Below are 21,886 nucleotides of genomic sequence, written 5' to 3' on the forward strand. Positions count from 1 at the left end.
CTCGTGCTGGGAATGGCGATTGCGTGGGGCCGGCGCCTGCCTACGCGGCGGGCGCCATGTCGATCACGAAAAGTGATGCGCCCTCGCGCGAACCTGATATTGGAAACGTTGTGGTTTCGAAGGTTCGCCTCGGCGGAATGACTTTTCGGCGCGACAGCCAATCGCCCTCAGGGGGCCGCCTTCCAGCCAATGAGCCTGCAGCTCTAGTGGGGGAAGGTCCCGGGGTCGATGGTGTGCTTGATGCGTCTTACAGGAAAGTCATAGGGAAAACTCTATCACTTGCCCCGGCTTGGCGCATTGAGGCATCTCACATACTTCCAGCGCCCGAATTCGTGCCTCGGGTTTGGGTTTGCCGCCCCCGGGCGGTTAACCTGCCAAGATGAGCCCGGAACATTATTTCAGCGCCCAGCCTTCCACCCCAGAGAAGCGGCGCCACATCAGCGTCGAGTTGCGCGGCGCCGTGCACAAGGTGCAAACCTCCGGCGGCATCTTCAGCCCGGACAGGATCGACAAGGGAACTGCCATTCTCCTGGACGGCGTTCCCGATCCCTCGGTCAGCGGAAACCTCCTGGACATCGGCTGCGGCTGGGGACCGATTGCGCTCTCGATGGCCATGGCCTCCCCGGAGGCGATGGTGTACGGGGTTGATGTGAACGAGCGAAGCCTCGGCCTGACCCGTGACAATGCCGCAGCCCTGGGATTGAAAAACGTGGTCGTGGCGCTTCCCGAAGCAATCGATCCGGAGCTGACATTCGACACGATGTGGTCGAATCCTCCGATCCGCATCGGCAAAGAGGCCCTGCACGAGCTTTTGCTGCTGTGGCTTCCGCGACTGGCCCCGGGCGGGATCGCCTGGCTGGTGGTCCAGAAGAACCTGGGTGCCGATTCCCTGCAGAAGTGGCTGGGCACTGTCCTGCCCCAGGACTGGGACATCGAGCGGGTCTCGACGGACAAGGCCTTCCGCATTCTGCGCGTGGCGCGCCCCGAGGCCTCCTAGCCCTCTTTACGCCAATGGCCGGATTCCCCTTGCGGGAATCCGGCCATTGCTGTCTCAGATCTCGGTGATTCGGCCGCGGGAGACCAGGACTGCGGGCCCGCTGAGCACCACGTGTTCGCGTCCCGTGGCTCCCTGGGTGAAATCGATGCCAACCTCGCCGCCGGGCACCTGGACCTTCCAGTTTCGGGTGTCCTGGGCCTGGGCCCAGTGGCGGGTGGCAGCGGCGGCGGCGCAGGCCCCGGTGCCGCACGACAGGGTCTCCCCCACGCCGCGTTCGTGCACGCGCATGCGCAAGGACCCGACACCGTCTTGGACCACCGGGTCTGCGGCAACGACGTATTCGACGTTGGTGCCGTGCGGGGGCAGCGGCTGCACCTCGGGGATCGCAAAGAGCTCCAGGTTTTCCAGTTCGCCTTCGTTGGCCAGTGCCACGACGGTGTGGGGGTTGCCCATGGAAATGCTCAGGGCACCGCGGGCATTGCCCAGTCCGGCGGTGGAAACCTTCGAATCCAGCCCGTTTTGCATGGCTGCCTGCTCGAAGATGAACTCCCAGGGACCCATGTCCACGGCATATCCGTCCTCAAGGCGGGTCACCAGCTTCACACCGGCCCGCGTCCCAATGGCCAGCTGCTCCCCCACCGGAAGCTCCACCAGCTTTTCGCTCAGCAGGAAATGGACGAACACGCGCACGCCATTGCCGCACATCTCCGACACGGAGCCGTCGCCGTTGCGGTAGTCCATGAACCAATAGGCCTGGGGGCTCGTTTCCAGGACTTCCCTGCCCTCCGCCAGCGAGCTGGAGGGAACCGCGCGGATCAAGCCGTCGGCGCCAATGCCGCGGTGCCTGTCACAAAGCGCGGCAACCTGTTCGGCCTCGAGCCGGTGTTCATCCGCCGGGTCGGAAATGAGGACGAAATCGTTTCCGGTTCCGTGTCCCTTGGCATAGCTCAGGCCACCCACGATGGACTGCAGGGTTGGCGTGGTCGTCATGGCGGGTTTGCTCGCACTCATGCCTCCAAGGATACGGGGATCCAGGCCGCGGCACCTATTTCCGGCCAGCCCCCGCCAAGGCCCCGGATCAGGGTTTCCGGATGGTCTCCAGGACCCTCGGCAGCATGTGGGGATCCGTCGGGTCAAACCAGTTCACCCGGTCATCGGCCCCGAACCAGGTGACCTGCCGGCGCGCAAATTGGCGCGTGGCAATCACCGTCTTTTCCGTGGCTTCCTTCACCGACATGGTGCCGTCGAGCACCGCCAGGAACTGGGCATAGCCGATGGCCCGCGAGGCGGTCTTCCCGTCCCGAAGCCCCTGGGCATCAAGCCGGCGCACCTCCTCCAACAGACCGAGCTCGACCATCTTGCCCACCCGTGCCGCCAACCGATCGTGCAACAGGGCACGGTCGAGGTTCAGTCCGACCTGGAGCGCAGGGACGTGGTACTGCCGCCGGGGCATGAAGGAGCTGAACGGCTTGCCGCTGATTTCGTGGACTTCCAGGGCCCGGATCAGTCGCCGGTCATCAAGGTTCCTGGCGGCTGACTCGGGATCGACTTCAGCCAGGCGTGCTGCCAACGGGGCAATGCCCGCCTGCGCCGCCTCGGCTTCCAGCCGCCGGCGAACGTCCGGGTCGGTCGGCGGGAAATCAATTTCGTCCAGGGCAGCACGCACATACAGGCCGGACCCGCCGACCAGGATGGGCACCAACCCGCGGGCGCGGATCTCGCCGAAGACCTGGCGTGCCTCGGCCTGGAAACGTGCCACGCTGGCCTCTTGGCGGACATCCATGATGTCGAGCAGGTGGTGCGGTACCCCGCCGCGTTCGGCCGGCGGAAGCTTGGCGGTGCCGATGTCCATCCCGCGGTAGAACTGCAGGGCATCGGCGTTGACTATTTCCCCGCCCAGTTCGTTGGCAAACGCGATCGCCAGATCGGACTTGCCCGTCCCGGTGGGGCCAACGACCGCCAGGACCGGCAGTTGCTCGGAGGCCATGCCCCTAGCCGCGGACCATCAGCGAGGGCATGCCCAGGTTGGTCTTGCTCCCGGTCGGGCCCGAACCGGGGGTGGGAACCCCGCAGCTTTCGGCTTGGGCGCGGTCCCACGCGTCGCCGGCGCGCGAGCGGCGTAGCGAGTACTGGTCGGTGGTCGGGTCGGAGACCAAATGGAAGGCTGCGGCCCCGGTGACCGGCACGGTGACCAGGTCGCCCGGACGCGGTGCCTCGGCGCCGGCCGGCACGGAGAAGTGCACCAGGCGCTGGTCGGTGGTCCTGCCGGAGAGACGGTGGGTTTCCCCGGCCTTGCGGCCGGACTGCTCGGTCACCAACACCTCGACGGTGCGCCCGACCTGCTTGGCGTTCTCTTCCTTGGCGATGCGGTCCTGCAACGCGGTGAGCCGTTCGTAGCGTTCCTGCACCACCGCCTTGGGCAGCTGGTCCGGCAGGTCTGCGGCCGGGGTGCCGGGGCGCTTGGAGTACTGGAAGGTGAAGGCGGTGGAGAAGCGGGAGGCCTCGACCACGTCCAAGGTCCCTTGGAAGTCCTCTTCGGTCTCGCCCGGGAACCCGACGATGATGTCGGTGGTGATGGCTGCGTGCGGGATGCGCTCGCGCACCTTGTCCAGGATGCCCAAGAACTTCTTCGAGCGGTAGGAGCGGCGCATGTCCTTGAGGACCTTGTCCGAGCCGGACTGCAGCGGCATGTGCAGCTGCGGCATCACGTTGGGGGTCTCGGCCATGGCGTCGATGACGTCGTCGGTGAAGGCGGCCGGGTGCGGGCTGGTGAAGCGCACGCGCTCCAGGCCCTCGATCTGTCCGCAGGCGCGCAGCAGTTTTCCGAAGGCGAGCTTGTCGCCGAATTCGACGCCGTAGGAGTTCACGTTCTGGCCCAGCAGGGTGACCTCGATCGCGCCGTCCGCCACCAGCGCCTCGATCTCTGCGAGGATCTCGCCGGGTCGGCGGTCCCTCTCCTTGCCGCGCAGCGAGGGCACGATGCAGAAGGTGCAGGTGTTGTTGCAGCCCACGGAGATCGACACCCAGCCGGCGTACACCGACTCGCGGCGCGTGGGCAGGGTCGAGGGGAAGACGTCCAGGGACTCGAGGATCTCCAGCTCGGCCTGCTTGTTGTGGCGCGAGCGGGCGAGCAGGGTGGGCAGCGAACCAATGTTGTGGGTGCCAAAGACAACGTCGACCCAGGGGGCCTTCTTCAGGATGGTGTCGCGGTCCTTCTGGGCCAGGCACCCGCCGACGGCGATCTGCATGTTCGGGCGCTCGCGCTTCAGCGGTGCCAGCATGCCCAGGTTGCCGTAGAGCTTGTTGTCAGCGTTTTCGCGCACGGCGCAGGTGTTGAACACGACCACGTCGGCGACCTCGCCGGTCAAGGCTTCGTCCTTGCGCGCCAGCCCGGCGTCCTCCAGCAGGCCGGAGAGGCGTTCGGAATCATGCACGTTCATCTGGCAGCCAAAGGTGCGCACCTCGTAGGTGCGGGGCAGCTCTTCGCCGTCAATCTGGGTCATCGGTTCGCGCTCAGTCACCGTTCAAGGTTACCCAAAGTTTCGAGGAGCAACATCTTGGGTCATGGGCAGCTCCTGGGAATGGCGGGTTCCCGCGCTCTGCCCCCCTCATTCGCCGGTGTACCTTCGGTGGAGGAACGGCGAGTTCCCGGACGGTGCCGGGAAAAACGAAGCACAACGGTGCCGGCTCCCGTCGTCCACCCGAACCCTGCAGCGCTTCGATCGGGGGGCGCCGAACGCCACGAACGCCAAGGTGCCGTCAAGGACCAAGGCAGCAAGTATCATTCCGAACAGTTGCACCATGTCCTGTTGCCCTCCCAAGAGGAGGCCGACGACTGCGATCACCAGCACCATGGGAAGCAGAATGCAGCGAGCCATGACATCCGAACGGCTCAATGGCGCGTACTGCTAGGCCGATTCAGGCCTCATAATCATTGAAAAGATCCAAGAAATATCCGGTTCGACACCGACAACGGCGCCTGGGGGCGCGGGCGCCCCCGGGTCGAGTCAGTCCCGATACTGTTCGGGCACCTTCCCATAGCTGTACCAGACCACTGCGTCCCCGGCCGCGTTGTCGTAAGCCAGGCGGGGCACGTCGAGCGACTGGCCCTGGTAGACCAGGTTGCCGATGGCGCATTCGCCGGGTTGCAGGGCCTGTTCACGCAGCTGGTTCCCGCTGTCGACCAGACGTGCCTCGAGGTAGTCGTCGTTGAGCATCCCGAAGTCCTTCGGGGATACCCGGCGCTGGGCATCGGGTGCCAGGTCGCCGATCCGGGTGTCCCCGCCGGCACAGAAATTCACTTCCACGTTGACCACGTATTCGCTTTGGTCGATCGTCGGGTGCTGGATGTCGAACCGCGTGGCCGTGATCGTGGTCCCGTTGTCCAGCGTGGCCGTTTCGGAAATGTTGATCCAGTCGCGAATTGGCTCCGCCCTGTCGTCCTGCACCACCGCCATCGCGACCAGGCCTCCCAAGAGCGCCGCCACGAGGCCCGTTGCGATGCCGACCGAGCGGCGCCGACGCCGACGCCACTCGGCCACATCGGATGCCGTGCGCTTGGACTTCATCCTCAGTCGCGGCGCTCCGGCCAGGCGCTGGTCCAACGCCCTGCGCAGGGCCTTGGACCTGAAGTACAGGTCCGGGTAGATCATGGCCATGCGCAGCTTGTCGTCCAGCACAAAGAGGTTGCCCAGGCCGTCTTCGAGGACCGCCAGCAGGTTGTTCGCATCGGCAGCGTTTCCGGCAGTGGCCCCCGGCATCCGCAACTGCTGCCACTGCTCGATGAAGATGGCTTCCCGGCCAATGACCAGTGCCGGGATGACGGGCAGCGGAGCGCCTTGAAAACCTCGGGGCGCCCAGGACTTGTATCTGCGGCGGTGGCCCCCGGTGGGCAGCCTGAGTTCGTTGATGGCCGCCGTGTTGGTCCCTGCCGACCGCTCGTTGGCCCGCTGCCTGCCTCTGGCACCCGGAGCCACCGGATCGACGGCCAGGTGCAGGCTGGAGGATGAGCGCGCCACGGCGGCCCGGATGTCGGCGACATCGGGTGCGGGGTCGGCACCGAGCCCCACGAGGGCACGCTCGCGTTGCAGCCGATCGGATCCCCCGGTGCCGGCGTACGCCAAAATGTCGCCAATCCAGGCGTCGGGAATCTGCGTCATCGACGTGGCGAAGTCTTCGAGCAGGAGCCGCCGTTCCCGCTCCGGCAGCATCTCCTCGCTCAGGAAAACGGCACAAAACTCGGCGCCTGCACCGATGAATTCCACCCCGGATTTGAAGGTTCCGCTGACGATGCCGCCGCGTCGGTGCGCCAGCTGGCGATTGAGCAACTGCGCGGCCAGGAATCCCGCCGCGGAGCGCGGCACCATGACCGAAAGCAACACCGGGATGTTGTTCCCCAGCACCACGCCCGGGGCGTTGCCCACGGCAGTCGTGGACAACGGATCCGTGGCTGCCGGCCCGGTGTGGAAACCGTGCGTCGCAGAGCGTTTGGGGGTGCCGTCGGCCCATGTCCCGGCCAAGGGTGCGCTGTCGTTCTGCTTCACCGGGTACACGTGCCCGATCAGCGACTGGTCGTTGGTGAAGAACACCGCGCGGGTTCGACCGGCGGAAGGATCCAGCTGCGCGAGGACGGTTCGGGCCCGATCATGCAGATTTTCGGGATACACGTGGAAGGACGTGAACGCGGCCGCATTCGAACCGGTGCGTTGCACCAGGTCGGCGGGCCAGAACGATTCCTCGACATGGATGGGGTCGGTGTTCTCGGGGATGCTCCCGGACCTGAACACTGCGGGGAGCCGGTTCCAGGACGCGGCCACTGCCTCGGTCGTCCCGCGGACGGTCACGGTTGCGGTATCACTCCCCAGCAGTGCCGTGACCTCGGGAAGTGCCACCTGCCCCGGGCTCAATTCGACGGGTCGGGCCAGTTCGGTGCGCAGTGCCGCCAGCGCTGCGGACAGCGTCCCCGCCGCCTCGACCTGCTCATCGAGCAGCCCCATCCCGAAGCTCACGCCAAGGCACGCCTGGGTGTCCTCGCCATTGACCAGTTGCCAATTGCATCCACTCCAAACGGGCATGCTGCTCCTAACGTGTGACCGGCTGGATTCATTCTCGATGAGAACGGGACCGCCCGGTGTTTGCCTGACTCCGGGACTGAGACCGGCGTGGGTGAGATGGTGGACTGCAGAAACTACCCGGATGTGCCCTCAGGCTCAACGAGCCCCCTTGAGCTAGTGTCTGCTCTCATGCATGCCAGCAGACCGTCAGATATTGTCCTGGGGAAATAGGGAGATCCATCTGGGTTCCTCGTTAAACCGGTCATCAGCCATTTGAATATTTACTTCACTGCCGAATTCCCGGCCGAGCAACGACTCGATAAGGGCACTGCTTTTGTCCACCGTCCTCGTCCACTCCGGAACGGACGTCCCTCGGGGCGTGAACTCAATTTCACACAAGCGTTGCTTTACGGTCTGGGGTGCACCCAGCCACCGAACCCGTACGCGGGGAACATCCACGAGTTCCGCCCACGACCAGGCCCGGTCATCGCTCGGGACCAGACCCTCGACTGGCCCAAGAAGGTCCTTGTTCATGCCCGCCCGGTCGGCCAAACGCCTCATCGCCTCGAGATACCTGCGTGGAACCGCGATTTCTTCATCGACAGCCGCCGTGGCCAGTGCCTGAATCGCATCCTGTGGCCGCCCTTCGGCAACCAATGCGTAAACCCGTTGCGTGACCGGTGCCGAGACGAGATGGCTGAACCACTCGGCAACCCATTGCGCCGCCATGAGTAGGCTGCGCTCCGGCCCTTCAGGCACTGGCGACACCACGGACGGTGCCCTGTCATGAGTGGCCACCCAGGGTGAGGTGCGTTCACTCCTGGGCAAGAGGTGGCTTGATGGAACAGACGCTGCCTGCCCTCGACGAAGCAGGTCCTGGGCGGCTTGCTCGTCCAGCTGGTTGCCCTTTCCCAGCAAAACAGCCGGCCAGCTGTTTCCGGTCATGAATGCCACAGGGAAGGGCGTGCGAACGCTGAAGGCCGCAACTTCGGCCCCTTGCGGCACTCCGGCAATTTCAAATAACCTGATCGACCTGAACAGCCTTCGCGGAAGCACGATCTCCCGCAGTGCATAGGCCACGCCATGGTCCGCCCGCAGCTGACTCAATTTCCGCCCCTCAGGTCAACCGCCGGAAGATAGTTCTCTTCATACCTTGGATATCCCGAAACCATTTGGGTCTCGAGATTGTAGAAGTCGCTGTCAGTACTCGGTTGACCGATATCCACAATCCTCTTGCCCTGTTTCATCTGGTGCGCGATCCATAGTTTATTGAACTGCAAGTCGACGCTATCGGTAAATTCCTTGGAACCATGCTCCAGCAAATAATTGTGGAGGCGTTCGGGCGTCGCATTGTAGTAACCGTATTCGTTTGCATTTGCGAAGGGCTTGACACGCCCCTCCATCCAACGGCCCATCACGACGGTGTCGGCCTGTGGACGGGTGGTCAGCGGTGCAAGGAGCCGCCCGGTGATCTTCTGGCCAACGCCGCCACCGGCCCCGCCCATGATTCCGCCGCCGAGGGTACCCAGCGTGGTGGATTGCAGGAAGCCTCCCGGCGTGTGCGGGCCCGGCCCGCTTGCATAGGTGTACGCGCTTCCGGCACCGCCGGACGCCGCACCGGAGGCAACCCCCTCTGCGACCGCCGCCCTCATGCCGGTTACGCCGGCAGCACCGAGGCGTCCAACCGCCATGGCACCGCCCAGGCCGCCGGTGACAGCCATGACCGCGGTCTGCCCCCAGTTCACGTCGCCCGTGGTCGCTTTCTGGATAATGACGTCGGCACCGGCACCGATAAGCGCCATGCCCACGGGACCGCCCACACCGGTGGCCATCAGCACGCCGCCGGCCACGACCATGGCCCCGCCGGCAAAGTATTCCCAGTGCTCGCCCATCCAGTCCCCGGCCGCGGCCAGGGCGCCGTTGTTCGATTCCCGGTAGGCCGTCAGCTCGGCCTCGGTCACCGGGCGCAGGCCCAAGGGGTCGATGGCGTGCAGCGGGTCGTTGCCCGCGTAGGAGTAGGGGTTGGATGCCCAGCCTGCGCCGGCCACCGGATCCAGCGGATCCACGGAGAGGAACCCGCGCGTGGATGGGTCGTAGGCGCGGGCGCCGAGCCAATCCAGGCCCGCCACCTGCACCCCGCCGTTGGCCCCGATGCCCAGGCCTTCCGGCAGGCCCGGCACGGTGCCGGCGGCCATGGCCCAGGGGTTTGTCGCCTCGGTCGGGTGCGCGCCGCGCCACCCGGCACCCAGCAGGGTGCCGTCCACCGCGGCCAGGCCGCCGGGTAGGGCGGCGACCGAGCGGTCGCCGACGGAGACCACGCGCGGGGCGTATTCCGCAGTGTCCCACCAGAGCGCGGTGCCATCCACCTCGGCCAGTTCACCCAGTGCATCCACCCACAGCGTGTGCAGCGTTCCGGGGCCCTGCGGACCGGTGTGCTCCACCGTGCGCAGGGTGCCCAGGCCGGACCACCCATATCGGGTGGTGCCTTCCGGTCCCGTGCCGGCGGTGCGCCGGCCCGAGGCGTCATAGGTGTATTCGGTCGTCCCCGCGTCGGTGGCGGTGGCCAACAGCTGGCCGGCCGCGTCGTAGGTGGAGGCGGTGGTGTGCCCGTTGGCGGTCTCGGCGGCAAGCCGGCCCGCCGCGTCGTAGCGCCACGTGGTCACGGTTCCGTCGGCGCCCTGCATGCGTTCCAGCTGGCAGGCGCCGTCATAGGCGTAGCGCGTCTCGGTCCCGCCGGTGCGGATCGCGGCGATGCGCCCGTCAGCGTCGCGCACCAGCTCGGTTGCCTCGACCCCGTCGGGGGTGGTCACCGTGTGGCGCACCAGCGCGCCGGCCTCGTAGTCCCAGCCCTGCAGGATCTCCCCGGCGCTGGCGCCCAGGAGCTTCCCGGCCGCGTCGTACGCGTAGGTGATGGTGCCGAACACGGGATGGTCGACGGCCGCCAGGCGGCCCGCGGCGTCGTGCCGGTACCCGGTGCGTGCGCCCTGCGGATCCAACAGTGCGGTGCGCCGCCCGTCAGCGTCGTATTCCCAGGCCACGCCGGCACCGTCGCGGGTGCGGGCGACCAGCTGGCCTCGCCGGTTGAAGCGCAGCTCGTGCAGGGCGGCCGTTCCGTTGGGGCGGGTGCTGTCGGTGATGCGCACGCTGCGCTCGCGCGCATCGCGCTCGATCCGGACCAGGGTTCGCCCGTCCAGCGAAGTGGTGGCAAGCCGCCCCGCCGCGTCGTAACCCCACGCGATGCGCTGTCCGTCGGGGGTCTGCTGCCAGAGCGGCCGGCCGGCCGCGTCGTAGCCGGCCGTCGTGGTGCGGCCCAGCGGGTCGGTTTCGGACACGACCCGGTCCCCCTGGTCGTAGGCGCGGCGCACCACCGAACCCAGCGGGTCGGTGGTGGATACCAGGCGGCCGCGTTCGTCGTAGTCGTATCTGGTCACCCCGCCGAGCCCGTTCACGGCCTCGGTGAGCTGGCCCGCGGCGTCGTAGCGGAAGCGGCGGAGACCGAACACCGCGTCGGCGGCCCCGATGAGCCGGCCTGCCTTGTCGTAGTCGTAGCGGGCGGTGCCGCGCGAGGGCAGGCTGCGGGAGATGACCCGGCCCATCGCGTCGTAGCGGATCCGCTCGGCCTGCCCGTCGGGGAAGGTGCGGGCGATGATGCGGGAATCAGCGTCATAGGCCAGGGTGGTGCGCGCCCCGGAGGCGTCGATGTTGGCGCACGCGCGTCCGGCAGCGTCGTATTCGATGCGGGTCACTGCCCCGGTCGGTGACACCTGTGCCGTCACCCGGCCGGCTGCGTCGCGTTCGAGCCGGGTGAGCCCGCCCTCGCCGTCGACGAGCTCGACCACGCGTCCGCACATGTCATAGGTGGCCAGCTCGCTGCTGCCGTCGGCTTGCTCGGAGGCGACCGGGCGGCCGTATTCGTCGCAGCGCAGCGTGCCGCGCTCAAATTCGTCGGCGACGCTGAACGCGCCGGCGGCCGGGTCCGCGGAGAACTCCTGGCGCACCCCGGTGGGATCGAGAACCGCGGCCAGCTCCCCGTTCACCCCGTACTCGCGTGCCCAGGTGTTGCCCTCCGGGTCGGTGATCCCGGTCAGCCGGGAGAGCGTGTCGTGGGCGAACCGCCATTCGGCGCCGTCGGAAAGCGCCAGGGAGGCCACTCGGCCCAGGTCGTCGAACCGGCGGGTGACCGCCCGGCCCAGCGGATCCACGGTGCGTTCCAGCGCGCCGTGGGCACCGTGCTCCATCACCGTGCGTCCCCCCAGCGGATCGGTGATGACGGCCAGGGCGCCGCCGGGCGCGTACTCGAAGCGCCACAGCGCACCGTCCGCGTCGCGACGCGACGTCAGCCGCCCGGAGCCGTCATAGAGGTAAGAGGTGCGGGCACCGCCCGGGGAGACGGCCTCGGTGACCCGGCCGGCCTCATCGCGGTGCAGCCGTGCGGTGTTTCCGAAGGCGTTGGTGATGCCCTTCAGGTCCCCGAATCGGTCGTGGGCGAAGTCCAACATGACCCCGGTCGGGTCGGTGATGCGCACCAGCAGCCCGTCGCGCCAGTCGAGCTCGGTGCGCCCGCCCTCCGGGTCGATGACCGCGTTCGGGTTGCGCGCGGAGTCATCCGCATATTCGTACGTCACGACCGCGCCGGTGCCGCTGACCACGGTCAGGGGCCGGTCCGCGGCATCGTAGCCAAAGTTGAATTCCGCCCCGGTCGGGGTCAGGGTGCGGATGCGCCGGCCGCGCTCGTCATAGGCGTGCACGCTCAGGCTGCCGTCGCGTTCGGTGGCGGAAACCAGGTTCCCCCACCGGTCATAAGCCATCGACTGGCGTTTGTCCTGCCCGTCGATGACCCCGACGAGCCGGCCCTTGGCATCGGCAATCCAGGTATTGGAGCGGCTTCCGTCTTCGTCCGAGACCACCGTCAGCCGGCCGGGCAAGTAGGCAAAGCGGGTGGTGCGCCCGAAGGCCGAGACCTGGGTGAGCACCCGGCGCCGGGCGTCGTAGGTGTTCACGGCCTCGGCTACCCCGGCGGCATCGATAACGGCTTCGATCAGTCCGGCTTCGTTCCACCGGTAGGTGCGGGTTCCGCCCGGGCCGGCCGCGGCGACCAATTTCCCGGAGGCGTCGTAGGAGAAGTTCACCCGGCGACCGTCCGAGGCCTCGAGCCGGATGATCCGCCCGCCGTCATCCGGCTCGCCGGAGTATTCGGCACGGACCCAGCGGCCGCGTTCATGCTCAAGCCCCGTGACGCGTCCATGGGCGTCGTGGTGTGCGGTGATGCCGGTGCCCGGACCGCGGTCCGTGGACAGCCAGGTGCCGGAGGTGGTGAATACCCATCGGCCCCCTGCATTGTCCGAGGCAACCAGTACTCCGGCCGGCTCCGCGTGTTGGGTTTCGGTGCCCTCATTGGCCGGAGCGCCGGAGGTGGCCCAAGCTTGGCGTTGGAGCCACCAGTTCTCCCCGTCCGCCCGGTCCCAGCCCTCGCCCAGCCGCGGAAAACGCACCTCGCGCCCGTCGGGCAGGACCAGGGAGGCACCCTCGTCGTCAAGGTCCAGGCGCACCTCGAAGATCGAGGCCCAGCCCGGGCCGAAGACGCCGGTGGCCTCGGAGAGGGAGTTGTACATCCGGGACGCGGCCAGGCTTGACGCCGCCCCGGCGAAACCGAGGTCCACCTCGGGTTCCAGGAAGTTGCCGGTCGAGGTGTTGACCGGATCGTTCGAATAGCCGGTCGTCGGCGGACCGCCGTAGGCCTGCGCCGGAGTGATGGTCAGGTCTTGGCGGGACGCGCCGACCCCTTGGGAAGCCAGCGCCGCCAACAGCGAGGCGTCCGACAGCTGCGAGACGTTGCCTTCCCCGCCCGCGGCGGCAAACGCGTTGGCGATGGTGCGCGCCCACAACACGTCCTGCTCGTTGGCGTCAAGCCACTTTTCGAATCCGCGAACCACCGGACCGGCGCTGAGCCGGCCGTAGGAGCAGCGGGCCGAGAAGTCGGCCAGGTGCCCGCGCAGGGAGCCGGGCAGGCCGGCCAGGTTCGAGTTCAGGTTCGCTGATCCGGTGGCGAAGGACCGCAGGTCGCTGGGCCGGGCTGCCGAGGTTCCGCCACCGCCTCCGCCGCCGTTGCCCGGATTCGGGTTTTGGCGCACTCCAGTCTGCGGCTCGGATGCCCGTACCGAGACCGGGGCGGACGGCGGGCCGACCGGTGGATCTTCCTCCCCGAAGACCGCGTCCACGGCGTTGAAGAAGATATTGGCGTCGCGTTCATCCTTCCGCTGTTTCCATTCCCTGGCCAGGCGCCGGCGCTCGTTTTCGCTGCTTGCCTGCTCTTTCAGCTGCTTCGCACCATCGGCGGCCTCCCGGAGCCGCGCAGCCAGTTCGATCGCGTCGGATGAGGCAACGCTGGCATTGTCTGCAAACAACTGGGAGAAATGGCCCTTGAAGTCCGTGCGTGCCGTGGCCACCAGAGATGACCGCGATCCGGCCTGCCCCTCGATCTTCGACGCCGCGGCTCGGAACGCGCCAATCAACGCATCGGCGGTACCGAAATCAAATGCAACGTCATGCTCAAAGGCCCCCAGATCGGCCACGTAAAACTCCCTCATCAGCCCGCGGGACCAGGCAGTCCCCCGAAAACACTACCCGAGGCACCATCGATACCCCGGAAAAATATTGAATACGCCCCCGTCGTCAATGCGGCACTGCCGGTGACAACGGGGGCGAAGGAAAACCAGGCTAGTTGCCGCCACCTGCGGTGAAGATGTTCGTCGAGATCTGGTTCAGCTGACCACGCAGCTCCTCGAGTTCAGTCCGGGCCTTGTCCAGCGCGGCCTTTGTCTCCGGCCACGTGGCACCTCGGAATTGGGCTGCCAGCGGGCCATCCCACACGTTTGGATCCGAGAGGAGGCGTCCCTGGGCATCCAGCTGGCTGATCTGGTCGGTAAATCCGCCGTTGATGATCGCCTGGATCTGCTGAATGGCGGTTTTTGCCTGCTCTGTTGATAGGACACGCGACATGAAATCCTCCAAGGATTCGTGGGGGTCAGTAATTCCGGCGCCGTGGCCGGGGACTCGAACGTGAATAACTCTAACAAGATGACAAGGGATTTTCCAAGGATTGCAGGCCGTGGGAACCGCCTTGGGCCAAACGCGACAGACGCGAGATAGTGGCCTTCGTGCCGACGCACCGGAGAAAGTCCGTGTACTAGCCCTGCTCTTCGAAGCGGACGTCCCATTCCTCGCGCGCGATGCGGAATGCCATCGAACCGCCGTAGCCCTTGCGCGCAAGCATCCCCACGAGTCGGCGCAGCGCCTTGTCGCGGTCAGCGCCCATCGATTCGGGACGGAGCTTGGTGCGCACCAATTCCCGGGCACGTTCTTCCTCGTCGCCGTCGTCGATCTGCTCCAGGGCCTGCTGGGCTGTCTCGTCGTCCACGCCCTTTTCCCGCAGCTCGCGCTTGATCGCCCCGCGGGCCAGGCCGCGACTGCGCGCGCGGGAGCGCACCCAGCCGTCGGCAAAGGCCTCGTCGTCAACGAGCTGGATCTCCTCGAAACGATCCAAGAGGTCCTCGGAGATGTTCTCGGGGATCTCCTTTTCCAGCAGCTTGGTTTTCAGCTGAGCCCGGCTCTTGGCCGAGGCGGTGAGCTGCCGCAAAAGGATGGCGCGCCCCTTGGTGGCATATTGCTCGTCCGTGAGCTCGGCGGGTTCCGCGGCATCCGCGGGCCGCTTCTCCCGGGTCCGGGGTGTCCGGGTCGAGGCGCGCTTGGAACCGGAGTTGGCCGATCGTCCGCCGCCCCACGATCCCGTGCCGCCGGCGCCGCGCTTGGAGGTGCGCGCCGAGCTGCGACCGGCATATCCGGCTCGCTCCCCGAAGGCGGGCTTCACCTCGGGGGGTCCGGGTGCCTCCTCGGGCGGCGGGGCCGCCGAGGCCGCCTCGCTATGCGCCCAGGCGGGGATCTCGGACACGTCGCCCCAGTCGGAATTGCCGTCGGCCGGGAACGACCAAAGCGGCCGTTCGGCTCCCTGTGGGAAGCCGGACGAACCGCCTTGGTGTTTGGTGGTGCCCACGGAACTAGGACTCCTTGACCACGCGCAAGGTCTCGCCGTCCTTGTCCTCGGCGGCCTGGCCAATGCCAAGCTTCTCGAGGATCTGGCGTTCGAGTTCGTTGGCGAGGTCCGGGTTGTCGCGCAGGAACTTGCGCGCGTTTTCCTTGCCCTGGCCCAGCTGGTCCCCGTCGTAGGTGAACCAGGCGCCAGATTTCTTCACGAAGCCCTGGTCCACGCCGATGTCGATGAGGCTGCCTTCGCGGGAGATGCCCTGGCCGTAGATGATGTCGAACTCGGCCTGCTTGAACGGCGGGGCCATCTTGTTCTTCACGATCTTGGCACGCGTGCGGTTGCCGACCGGGACGGTGCCTTCCTTGAGCGTTTCGATGCGGCGGACGTCAATGCGGATGGACGCATAGAACTTCAGCGCCTTGCCACCGGTGGTGGTTTCCGGGCTGCCGAACATCACACCGATCTTTTCACGCAGCTGGTTGATGAAAATGGCAGTGGTGCGTGTCTGGCTGAGGCGCCCGGTGATCTTGCGCAGCGCCTGGCTCATCAGGCGGGCCTGCAGGCCAACGTGGCTGTCGCCCATCTCGCCTTCAATTTCGGCCCGGGGCACGAGTGCCGCCACGGAGTCGATCACGACGATGTCGACGGATCCGGAGCCCACGAGCATGTCCATGATTTCCAGGGCTTGCTCGCCGGTGTCCGGCTGGGAAACCAGAAGTGCGTCGGTGTCGACGCCCAGCTTCTTGGCGTATTCGGGATCCAGCGCGTGCTCTGCGTCGATGAAGGCGGCAATGCCGCCCATGCGCTGTGCACTGGCCACGGCGTGAAGGGCAACCGTGGTCTTGCCGGAGGATTCCGGACCGTAGATTTCCACCACGCGGCCGCGCGGCAGGCCGCCAATGCCCAGGGCGATGTCCAGGGCCACCGACCCGGTGGGGATGGCGGCAATCGGCGCAACGGTCTTGTCGCCCAGTCGCATGACCGAACCCTTGCCGTATTGCTTGTCGATCTGTGCAAGTGCAGCTTCGAGTGCCTTCTCGCGATCTTTACCAACGGCCATTGTTCACCTCGGTTGTTAGGGCCATCCGATGAGGGGTCTGGCCGGTACTCTTTGTCTATCCACGAGCGTACGACGGTTGGCCGACACTTTGGTTTCGAGGTGTAGTTGCTGTGGAAAAACCAGCCACGTTCACCTCGACGAACTCTCATTGAGAACTCTACACTCTTCCGAACAGATATTCGAAGATGGTGGGTGTGTCCCTCGAATATTCTACTTCTCCTTGATCGGTTGGTCCCTGCCCAACCGGCGCTCGGGCGGCACGTCCTGCATCTCGCATACCGCCAGCCACACCTCCCGCGGAGCGACCCCTTTGGCCAGCGCTTCTTGCGCAGTCACCCCGCCCACGGCAGCGAGCACCAGGGAAGAAGCCAATGTGCGGGAATAGCCCGCACCGAACTCGTCGTCCATCAGACGCCAAAAATCACTCAATCGCACCCTCGCAATTGTGCCACGGGATGCTTGGCGCTTAAGCAAAAAACCCCCGCACCGGAGTCCTGTTCATGATGAACGGACACCCGCACGGGGGTCATGGCCGCGGAACCGGGTACACCACCGGGACCGCGTCTGGATGATTAGTGGCTCGGGGCCAGTCGCTTGCCGAGTTCAACCGGATATTCGCCGGCGAATTCGCTGGTGAGGTCCACGGGGACCGTATCCGGAATGGTGATGCCCTCTGCGATGGCAACGCGGTCGCTGACCTCGCGGAGCATCAGTGAAAGCGGAACCTCGAGGGCGCCACAGATTGAGGAGAGAAGCTCGGATGAAGCTTCCTTCTGTCCACGCTCGACCTCGGAAAGGTATCCCAAGGAGACGCGGGCGCTGTGGGAGACTTCGCGCAAGGTGCGACCTTGGCGTTGGCGGACATCGCGGAGGACGTCGCCGATTTCGTGTCGAAGGACTACCATTTTGCGCTCCTCTTTGTCGCGGCGGACCTCGCTCTGTAGGCCCACATCACGCCAACGGACCACACCGTTTACCGATACTGGTTGCTTGACCATGTGCATTGCCCTTTGTTCTCCGGTCCTATTGCCTTGTGGGGCGATCGGTGCGGGTCACTTTTTTGTGCCCGTCATGGGTAATAACTGCCGGGAGTCGGTTTTTGTTCCCCGCCACCCACCTTAGCGACTGCTGTGTGTGATTATCCACAACACCCGCAAATCATTCCGCATTGCTGTCACAAAACGATTCATAGCCACCTTGCCCCATTAAGCTGTGCGCTAGCTGGGCGGCAGATGGGCGGAAAACAATTCGAGTGCCGCCAGGGTGCTTGAAAGTCGGATCCGTGCCCTGTCACCGGCAAAATGGTACTCGACGAAACCGCTGCCCGACGCCGTGGCATAGCCAAGGAAAACTGTGCCCACGCCCTTGCCGTCGTGGGCGTCCGGACCGGCCACGCCCGTGGCGGAGACCGCCAGGTCGGCATCGCAGGCGCGTCTGGCGCCCTCTGCCATTTGCCTGGCAACGTCCCCGTCGACGGATCCGCGCTCGGCCAGCAGCCGGGGATCGACCCCCAGCACCTTGGCCTTGACGCCGCCGGAGTAACTCACCACCCCGCCCTGCAGCACCGCCGAGGCGCCCGGCACCTCGGCAAGCGTTGCAGCAATCATGCCGGCGGTCAGCGACTCGGCCGTGGCCAGGGTGGTCCCCGACGCGATGGCCGCGGCGATCACCCGACCGGCCAGCTCGGAGCCGGGGCTTGCATCCAGGGGCACTGTCATGTCTATCGGTCCTCGGAGGTTGGCGTTTCGGTTAGTCGCGGGTGGCTGCTGCGCGCAGCTGCCAGGCCTTCAGGAGGTAGTCAAGGCCCGTCACCACGGTGACCGCCAGGGCCAGCAGCATCACGATGAACGCCACAACTCCCAGCCAGTCAAGCGTGTGGGTCCAGGGCAGGAGGTACAGCACGATGGCCACCGTCTGCATCACGGTCTTGAGCTTGCCGCCCCGCGAGGCAGCCATCACCCCGTAACGGATGACCACGAAGCGGATGAGCGTGATGCCCCATTCGCGCACCAGGATCACGATGGTGATCCACCAGGGCAGCTCGGCGAGGATCGAGAACATCACCAGCGCGGAGCCGGTGAGCAGCTTGTCTGCGATCGGGTCGGCGATCTTGCCGAAGTTGGTGATCAACCCGCGGCTGCGGGCCAGGTCCCCGTCGAGCTTGTCGGTGTACATGGCCACCGCGAAGAGCGCCACCGCCACCCAGCGCATGAGCCCGTATTCCTTCTCGTCGGCCACCAGGGCCCAGATGAAGAACGGGACCATGAGGATGCGCAGGGTGGTGAGCACATTGGCGATGTTCAGGGTCGGCACGTGGGCCGGTTGCGGGTTCGCTGGGGTTTCAGTCACTCTTCTAGGCTACCGTCCGGTCAGGTTCCAGGCGTCTTCCGAGCCCTCGTCGTCAGCGCCGTCGTGGTAGTCAACGGCCTGTTCGAAGCCGTCGAGGTCCTCGGCGACCAGGTCCGTGCCGTAGTGGTTGGCGTTGGCATTCTCCGCCAGCGCCGCCTCGGTCGCGGTGGGAACCACGTCCTGGGCGGAGCCCTCGTCCCCGCGCATCGCGGCCAGCACCTCGGGCAGGTCGTCGGGCTTGACCAGCACATCGCGGGCCTTGGAGCCCTCGGAGGGGCCGACCACGCCGCGGGACTCCAGCAGGTCCATGAGCCGGCCGGCCTTGGCGAAGCCCACGCGCAGCTTGCGCTGCAGCATCGAGGTGGAACCGAACTGCGTGGTGACGACCAACTCGGTGGCCTGCAGCAACAGCTCCAGGTCGTCCCCGATGTCGTCGTCGATCTGCTTCTTGGGCGCCTCGACGGCGACGTCGTTGCGGTATTCGGCCTTCAACTGGCCCTTGACGTGCTCGACGACCGAGTGGATCTCGGACTCGGTGACCCAGGCACCCTGCACGCGCATGGGCTTGGAGGTGCCCATCGGCAGGAAGAGCGCGTCGCCCTGGCCCAGCAGTTTCTCGGCGCCCGGCTGGTCCAGGACCACGCGGGAGTCGGTGACCGATGAGGTCGCGAACGCCATGCGCGAGGGCACGTTGGCCTTGATCAGGCCGGTGACGACGTCCACGGACGGGCGCTGGGTGGCCAGCACCAGGTGGATGCCGGCGGCGCGCGCGAGCTGGGTGATGCGCACGATCGAGTCCTCGACGTCGCGCGGGGCGACCATCATCAGGTCGGCGAGCTCATCGACGATGACCAGCAGGTACGGGTAGGGCTTCAGAATGCGCTTGGAGCCTTCGGGCACCACGACCTTGCCGTTGCGCACCGCCTTGTTGAAGTCGTCCACGTGCTTGAAGCCGAAGTTCGCCAGGTCGTCGTAGCGGGTGTCCATTTCCTTCACCACCCACTGCAGCGCCTCGGCGGCCTTCTTCGGGTTGGTGATGATGGGGGTGATCAGGTGGGGTACGCCCTCGTAGGCGGTGAGCTCCACGCGCTTGGGGTCGACCATGACCATGCGGACCTCGTCCGGGGTGGCGCGCATCAGGATCGAGGTGATCATCGAGTTCACGAAGGAGGACTTGCCCGCTCCGGTGGCACCGGCCACCAGCAGGTGCGGCATCTTGGCGAGGTTCGCCACGACGAAGCCGCCCTCGACGTCCTTGCCCACGCCCATGACCATGGGGTGCTCGGTCTTGCGGGCGTTGTGGCTGCGCAGCACGTCGCCCAGCACGACGATTTCCTTGTCGGCGTTGGGGATCTCGATGCCGATCGCGGACTTGCCCGGGATCGGCGAGAGGATGCGCACGTCCGAGGAGGCCACGGCGTAGGAGATGTTCTTGGACAGGGCGGTGACCTTCTCCACCTTGGTGCCCGGGGCCAGCTCGATCTCATAGCGGGTGACCGTGGGGCCGCGGGAGAAGCCGGTGACCTTCGCGTCGACCTTGAACTGCTGCAGCGTGTTGGTCAGCGCCGCTACCACCGCGTCGTTGGCCTCGGAGCGTTCCTTGGACGGCGGGCCGGCGGGCAGGAAGTCGGAGGACGGCAGCGTGTAGGCCACGTCCCCGGAGAGCTGGAGCTGTTCGGTGCGTGCAGGGATCGGCGGCAGCGGGGCCGCGGAGGGCCGCGAGGGGACCTGCGGAATCGCGGAGGTGGCGGCGTCCTCGGTGTCGTAGGAGGTGAGGTCGATGGCGCTCATGGCCTGGGTGTCGGCCTCGGGTTCCCTGCCCAGTCCGACGGCGTCCATGATCGCGGCGCGCTCGCGTTCATCCTTGGTGGGGCGGCGCACGCCCGGGCGGATGGCCGGTTCCTCGTGCGCTGCGTCGACCGCCTCGTCGTAGAGGTCCACCGGGTTGGACCCGGGTGCCGTGGTGTGGTCGTAGGCGTCGGTGATGACCGCCTGGTCGTAGGCGCCCTCGCCGGAGTTGCCCAGCAGGTCTTCGGCGGCAATGGCCTCGGCGTCCTTGTCCTTGCCGAAGAGCCGCATCTTCTTGCGCGGCTTTTTCTCCGGTTGTTCGTCGTAGAGGTAGGACTGGTCGTGCTCGTCGCCCGTCAGTTCCGTGTGGCCTGCGCGGTGGGCGGATTCGGGGTGCTGGCCCATGAGCTTTTCATAGCCCTCGCGGAAGCGCGCCGGGATGTGCCTGAAGGGGGTGGCGGTGAGGATCATCAGGCTCAGCAGCCCGAGCGCGATCATCACGGCCATGGCGCCGGGACCGGAAATGAGCCCCGCCAGCGGGACCGAAACCAGGGCGCCGAGCATGCCGCCGGCCGCCCAGAGTTCGTCGAAGGGCGCGGAGACCGGGGGCAGTCCCCCGGTCACGTGGGAGATCCCGGAGCCGGCCAGCGACAGCAGGGCCAGGCCGATGCCCACGCGGTTGTTGGCGCGGTGCTCCTCGGGCCAGCGGAAGAGCCTGATGGCCCCGATGAGCAGGATCGGGGGCATGAGCACTGCCATGAACCCGAAGGTTCCGCCGGCCACAGCATGCACGAACCCGCCGTAGCCGCCCGTCCCGCGCAGCCCCCACCACTCCACCGAGGCAACGATGATGGCGATGATGACCAGGAAAAGGCCGGTGCCGTCGCGGCGCACCTCGTAGGGCGGGTGCACGTCGCGGCCGATCTTGCGGAAGGCGCCGCCGGTGACGCGCGCGATGCCCATCCAGAAGGAGCGCACCATGCGCACCGGCAGCGGGAAGTCGTGTTCAACCGGTGCGGGTGTGCTCTTGGAGCTTCTGGTCGTCTTGGCAGAGGAGCTCGACGCACGCGGTTTGCGCGTGGTCGTTTTCCCCTCGCCTTGCGAAGAGGTACGTGGGGCCATGGCTCTAGGGTATCGCCCAAGGGCGCCCGTGCCCCGTATGTACACGGTCCGTCGGGGAACCGGTGCCGTGGAGAATCATCACAACCAGTGCGGGCAAAGGCAGGAAAGCGGGAGCAGATCAGTAACGGATGCCCGCTGTCCGATGGTTGGCCGCGGCGACGGCCCCGGGAATCGTGAACAAGTCGATGACCAGCATGATCCAGAGGACCGCCAGGATGGCCCAGCCGATGAACAAGACGGTGGTGGCCCAGCCGACGATGCCCAACAGCAGGTAGGTGATGCCCATGCCGGTCTTGTTCAGGTAGAACTTGTGGATGCCCAGCTGTCCCAGGAAGAACCAGAGCAAGTAGGCCACCGCCATGCTCTTCTGTTGGACGATGACGACATGGTTGGTGATGTGGACCGGCTGCCCGGAATGCTGCGGCGGTGTTGTACCCGGTGTGGTGTTTTCCTCGGTCATGGGGTCCCCCTGAAGG

The 21,886-nt window shown here is 66.6% G+C and carries 16 protein-coding genes; 1 reads left to right on the forward strand and 15 read right to left on the reverse strand.

Translation table 11 applies throughout. From position 1 onward, the window contains the following. Positions 1-379: 379 nt before the first annotated feature. Positions 380-997: a class I SAM-dependent methyltransferase gene (locus tag Q2T94_RS01055; protein WP_302262551.1), complete on the forward strand. Its 618-nt coding sequence runs from the start codon at positions 380-382 to the stop codon at positions 995-997. A 54-nt stretch (positions 998-1,051) separates the two neighbouring features. Here Q2T94_RS01055 and dapF read toward each other — a convergent pair whose 3' ends face one another. The 15 genes from dapF to Q2T94_RS01130 all read right to left on the reverse strand — a co-directional run bounded on the left by dapF (position 1,052) and on the right by Q2T94_RS01130 (position 21,870). Further along, a complete protein-coding gene (dapF, locus tag Q2T94_RS01060; protein WP_302262553.1) occupies positions 1,052-2,008 on the reverse strand; it encodes a diaminopimelate epimerase in 957 nt (318 codons plus the stop codon). A gap of 67 nt (positions 2,009-2,075) precedes the next feature. Beyond that, complete coding sequence (miaA, locus tag Q2T94_RS01065; RefSeq protein ID WP_302262554.1) at positions 2,076-2,984, reverse strand: tRNA (adenosine(37)-N6)-dimethylallyltransferase MiaA; 909 nt, start codon at positions 2,982-2,984, stop codon at positions 2,076-2,078. A gap of 4 nt (positions 2,985-2,988) precedes the next feature. Next, positions 2,989-4,500 carry a tRNA (N6-isopentenyl adenosine(37)-C2)-methylthiotransferase MiaB gene (gene miaB, locus Q2T94_RS01070; RefSeq protein ID WP_302263333.1) on the reverse strand — a complete coding sequence of 504 codons (1,512 nt, stop codon included), beginning with the start codon at positions 4,498-4,500 and terminating at the stop codon, positions 2,989-2,991. A 504-nt stretch (positions 4,501-5,004) separates the two neighbouring features. Beyond that, a complete protein-coding gene (locus Q2T94_RS01075) occupies positions 5,005-7,071 on the reverse strand; it encodes a hypothetical protein (RefSeq protein ID WP_302262555.1) in 2,067 nt (688 codons plus the stop codon). A gap of 186 nt (positions 7,072-7,257) precedes the next feature. Continuing rightward, positions 7,258-8,157, reverse strand: coding sequence for a hypothetical protein (locus Q2T94_RS01080; protein WP_264270304.1), 900 nt, complete (start codon positions 8,155-8,157; stop codon positions 7,258-7,260). Continuing rightward, positions 8,154-13,622, reverse strand: a complete 5,469-nt coding sequence (locus Q2T94_RS01085; RefSeq protein ID WP_302262559.1) for a DUF6531 domain-containing protein — start codon at positions 13,620-13,622, stop codon at positions 8,154-8,156. Before Q2T94_RS01085 ends, Q2T94_RS01080 begins: the two co-directional genes overlap by 4 nt. Before the next feature lie 145 nt (positions 13,623-13,767). Beyond that, the gene (locus tag Q2T94_RS01090; RefSeq protein WP_264270307.1) at positions 13,768-14,049 is read right to left on the reverse strand and encodes a pyrophosphorylase; all 282 of its coding nucleotides are present in this window, start codon (positions 14,047-14,049) and stop codon (positions 13,768-13,770) included. Between the two features lie 187 nt (positions 14,050-14,236). Further along, complete coding sequence (locus Q2T94_RS01095; protein WP_302262561.1) at positions 14,237-15,100, reverse strand: regulatory protein RecX; 864 nt, start codon at positions 15,098-15,100, stop codon at positions 14,237-14,239. Positions 15,101-15,104: 4 nt separating this feature from the next. Continuing rightward, positions 15,105-16,151, reverse strand: coding sequence for a recombinase RecA (recA, locus tag Q2T94_RS01100; RefSeq protein WP_217390544.1), 1,047 nt, complete (start codon positions 16,149-16,151; stop codon positions 15,105-15,107). Positions 16,152-16,361: 210 nt separating this feature from the next. Next, on the reverse strand, positions 16,362-16,586 hold the full coding sequence (locus Q2T94_RS01105; RefSeq protein WP_264270309.1) for a DUF3046 domain-containing protein: 225 nt from the start codon (positions 16,584-16,586) through the stop codon (positions 16,362-16,364). A 137-nt stretch (positions 16,587-16,723) separates the two neighbouring features. Then, entirely contained in the window at positions 16,724-17,149 is a 426-nt protein-coding gene (locus Q2T94_RS01110; RefSeq protein ID WP_217390542.1) for a helix-turn-helix domain-containing protein, read from the reverse strand. Positions 17,150-17,368: 219 nt separating this feature from the next. Beyond that, positions 17,369-17,869: a CinA family protein gene (locus tag Q2T94_RS01115; RefSeq protein ID WP_302262562.1), complete on the reverse strand. Its 501-nt coding sequence runs from the start codon at positions 17,867-17,869 to the stop codon at positions 17,369-17,371. A gap of 31 nt (positions 17,870-17,900) precedes the next feature. Further along, positions 17,901-18,500, reverse strand: a complete 600-nt coding sequence (gene pgsA, locus Q2T94_RS01120) for a CDP-diacylglycerol--glycerol-3-phosphate 3-phosphatidyltransferase (protein WP_264270311.1) — start codon at positions 18,498-18,500, stop codon at positions 17,901-17,903. 9 nt (positions 18,501-18,509) lie between these two features. Next, entirely contained in the window at positions 18,510-21,410 is a 2,901-nt protein-coding gene (locus Q2T94_RS01125) for an FtsK/SpoIIIE family DNA translocase (RefSeq protein ID WP_302262563.1), read from the reverse strand. Positions 21,411-21,528: 118 nt separating this feature from the next. Beyond that, on the reverse strand, positions 21,529-21,870 hold the full coding sequence (locus tag Q2T94_RS01130; protein ID WP_302262564.1) for a TM2 domain-containing protein: 342 nt from the start codon (positions 21,868-21,870) through the stop codon (positions 21,529-21,531). Positions 21,871-21,886 lie beyond the last annotated feature (16 nt).

The organism is Paeniglutamicibacter sulfureus (assembly GCF_030512175.1).
GTDB classification, from domain to species: domain Bacteria; phylum Actinomycetota; class Actinomycetes; order Actinomycetales; family Micrococcaceae; genus Paeniglutamicibacter; species Paeniglutamicibacter sulfureus.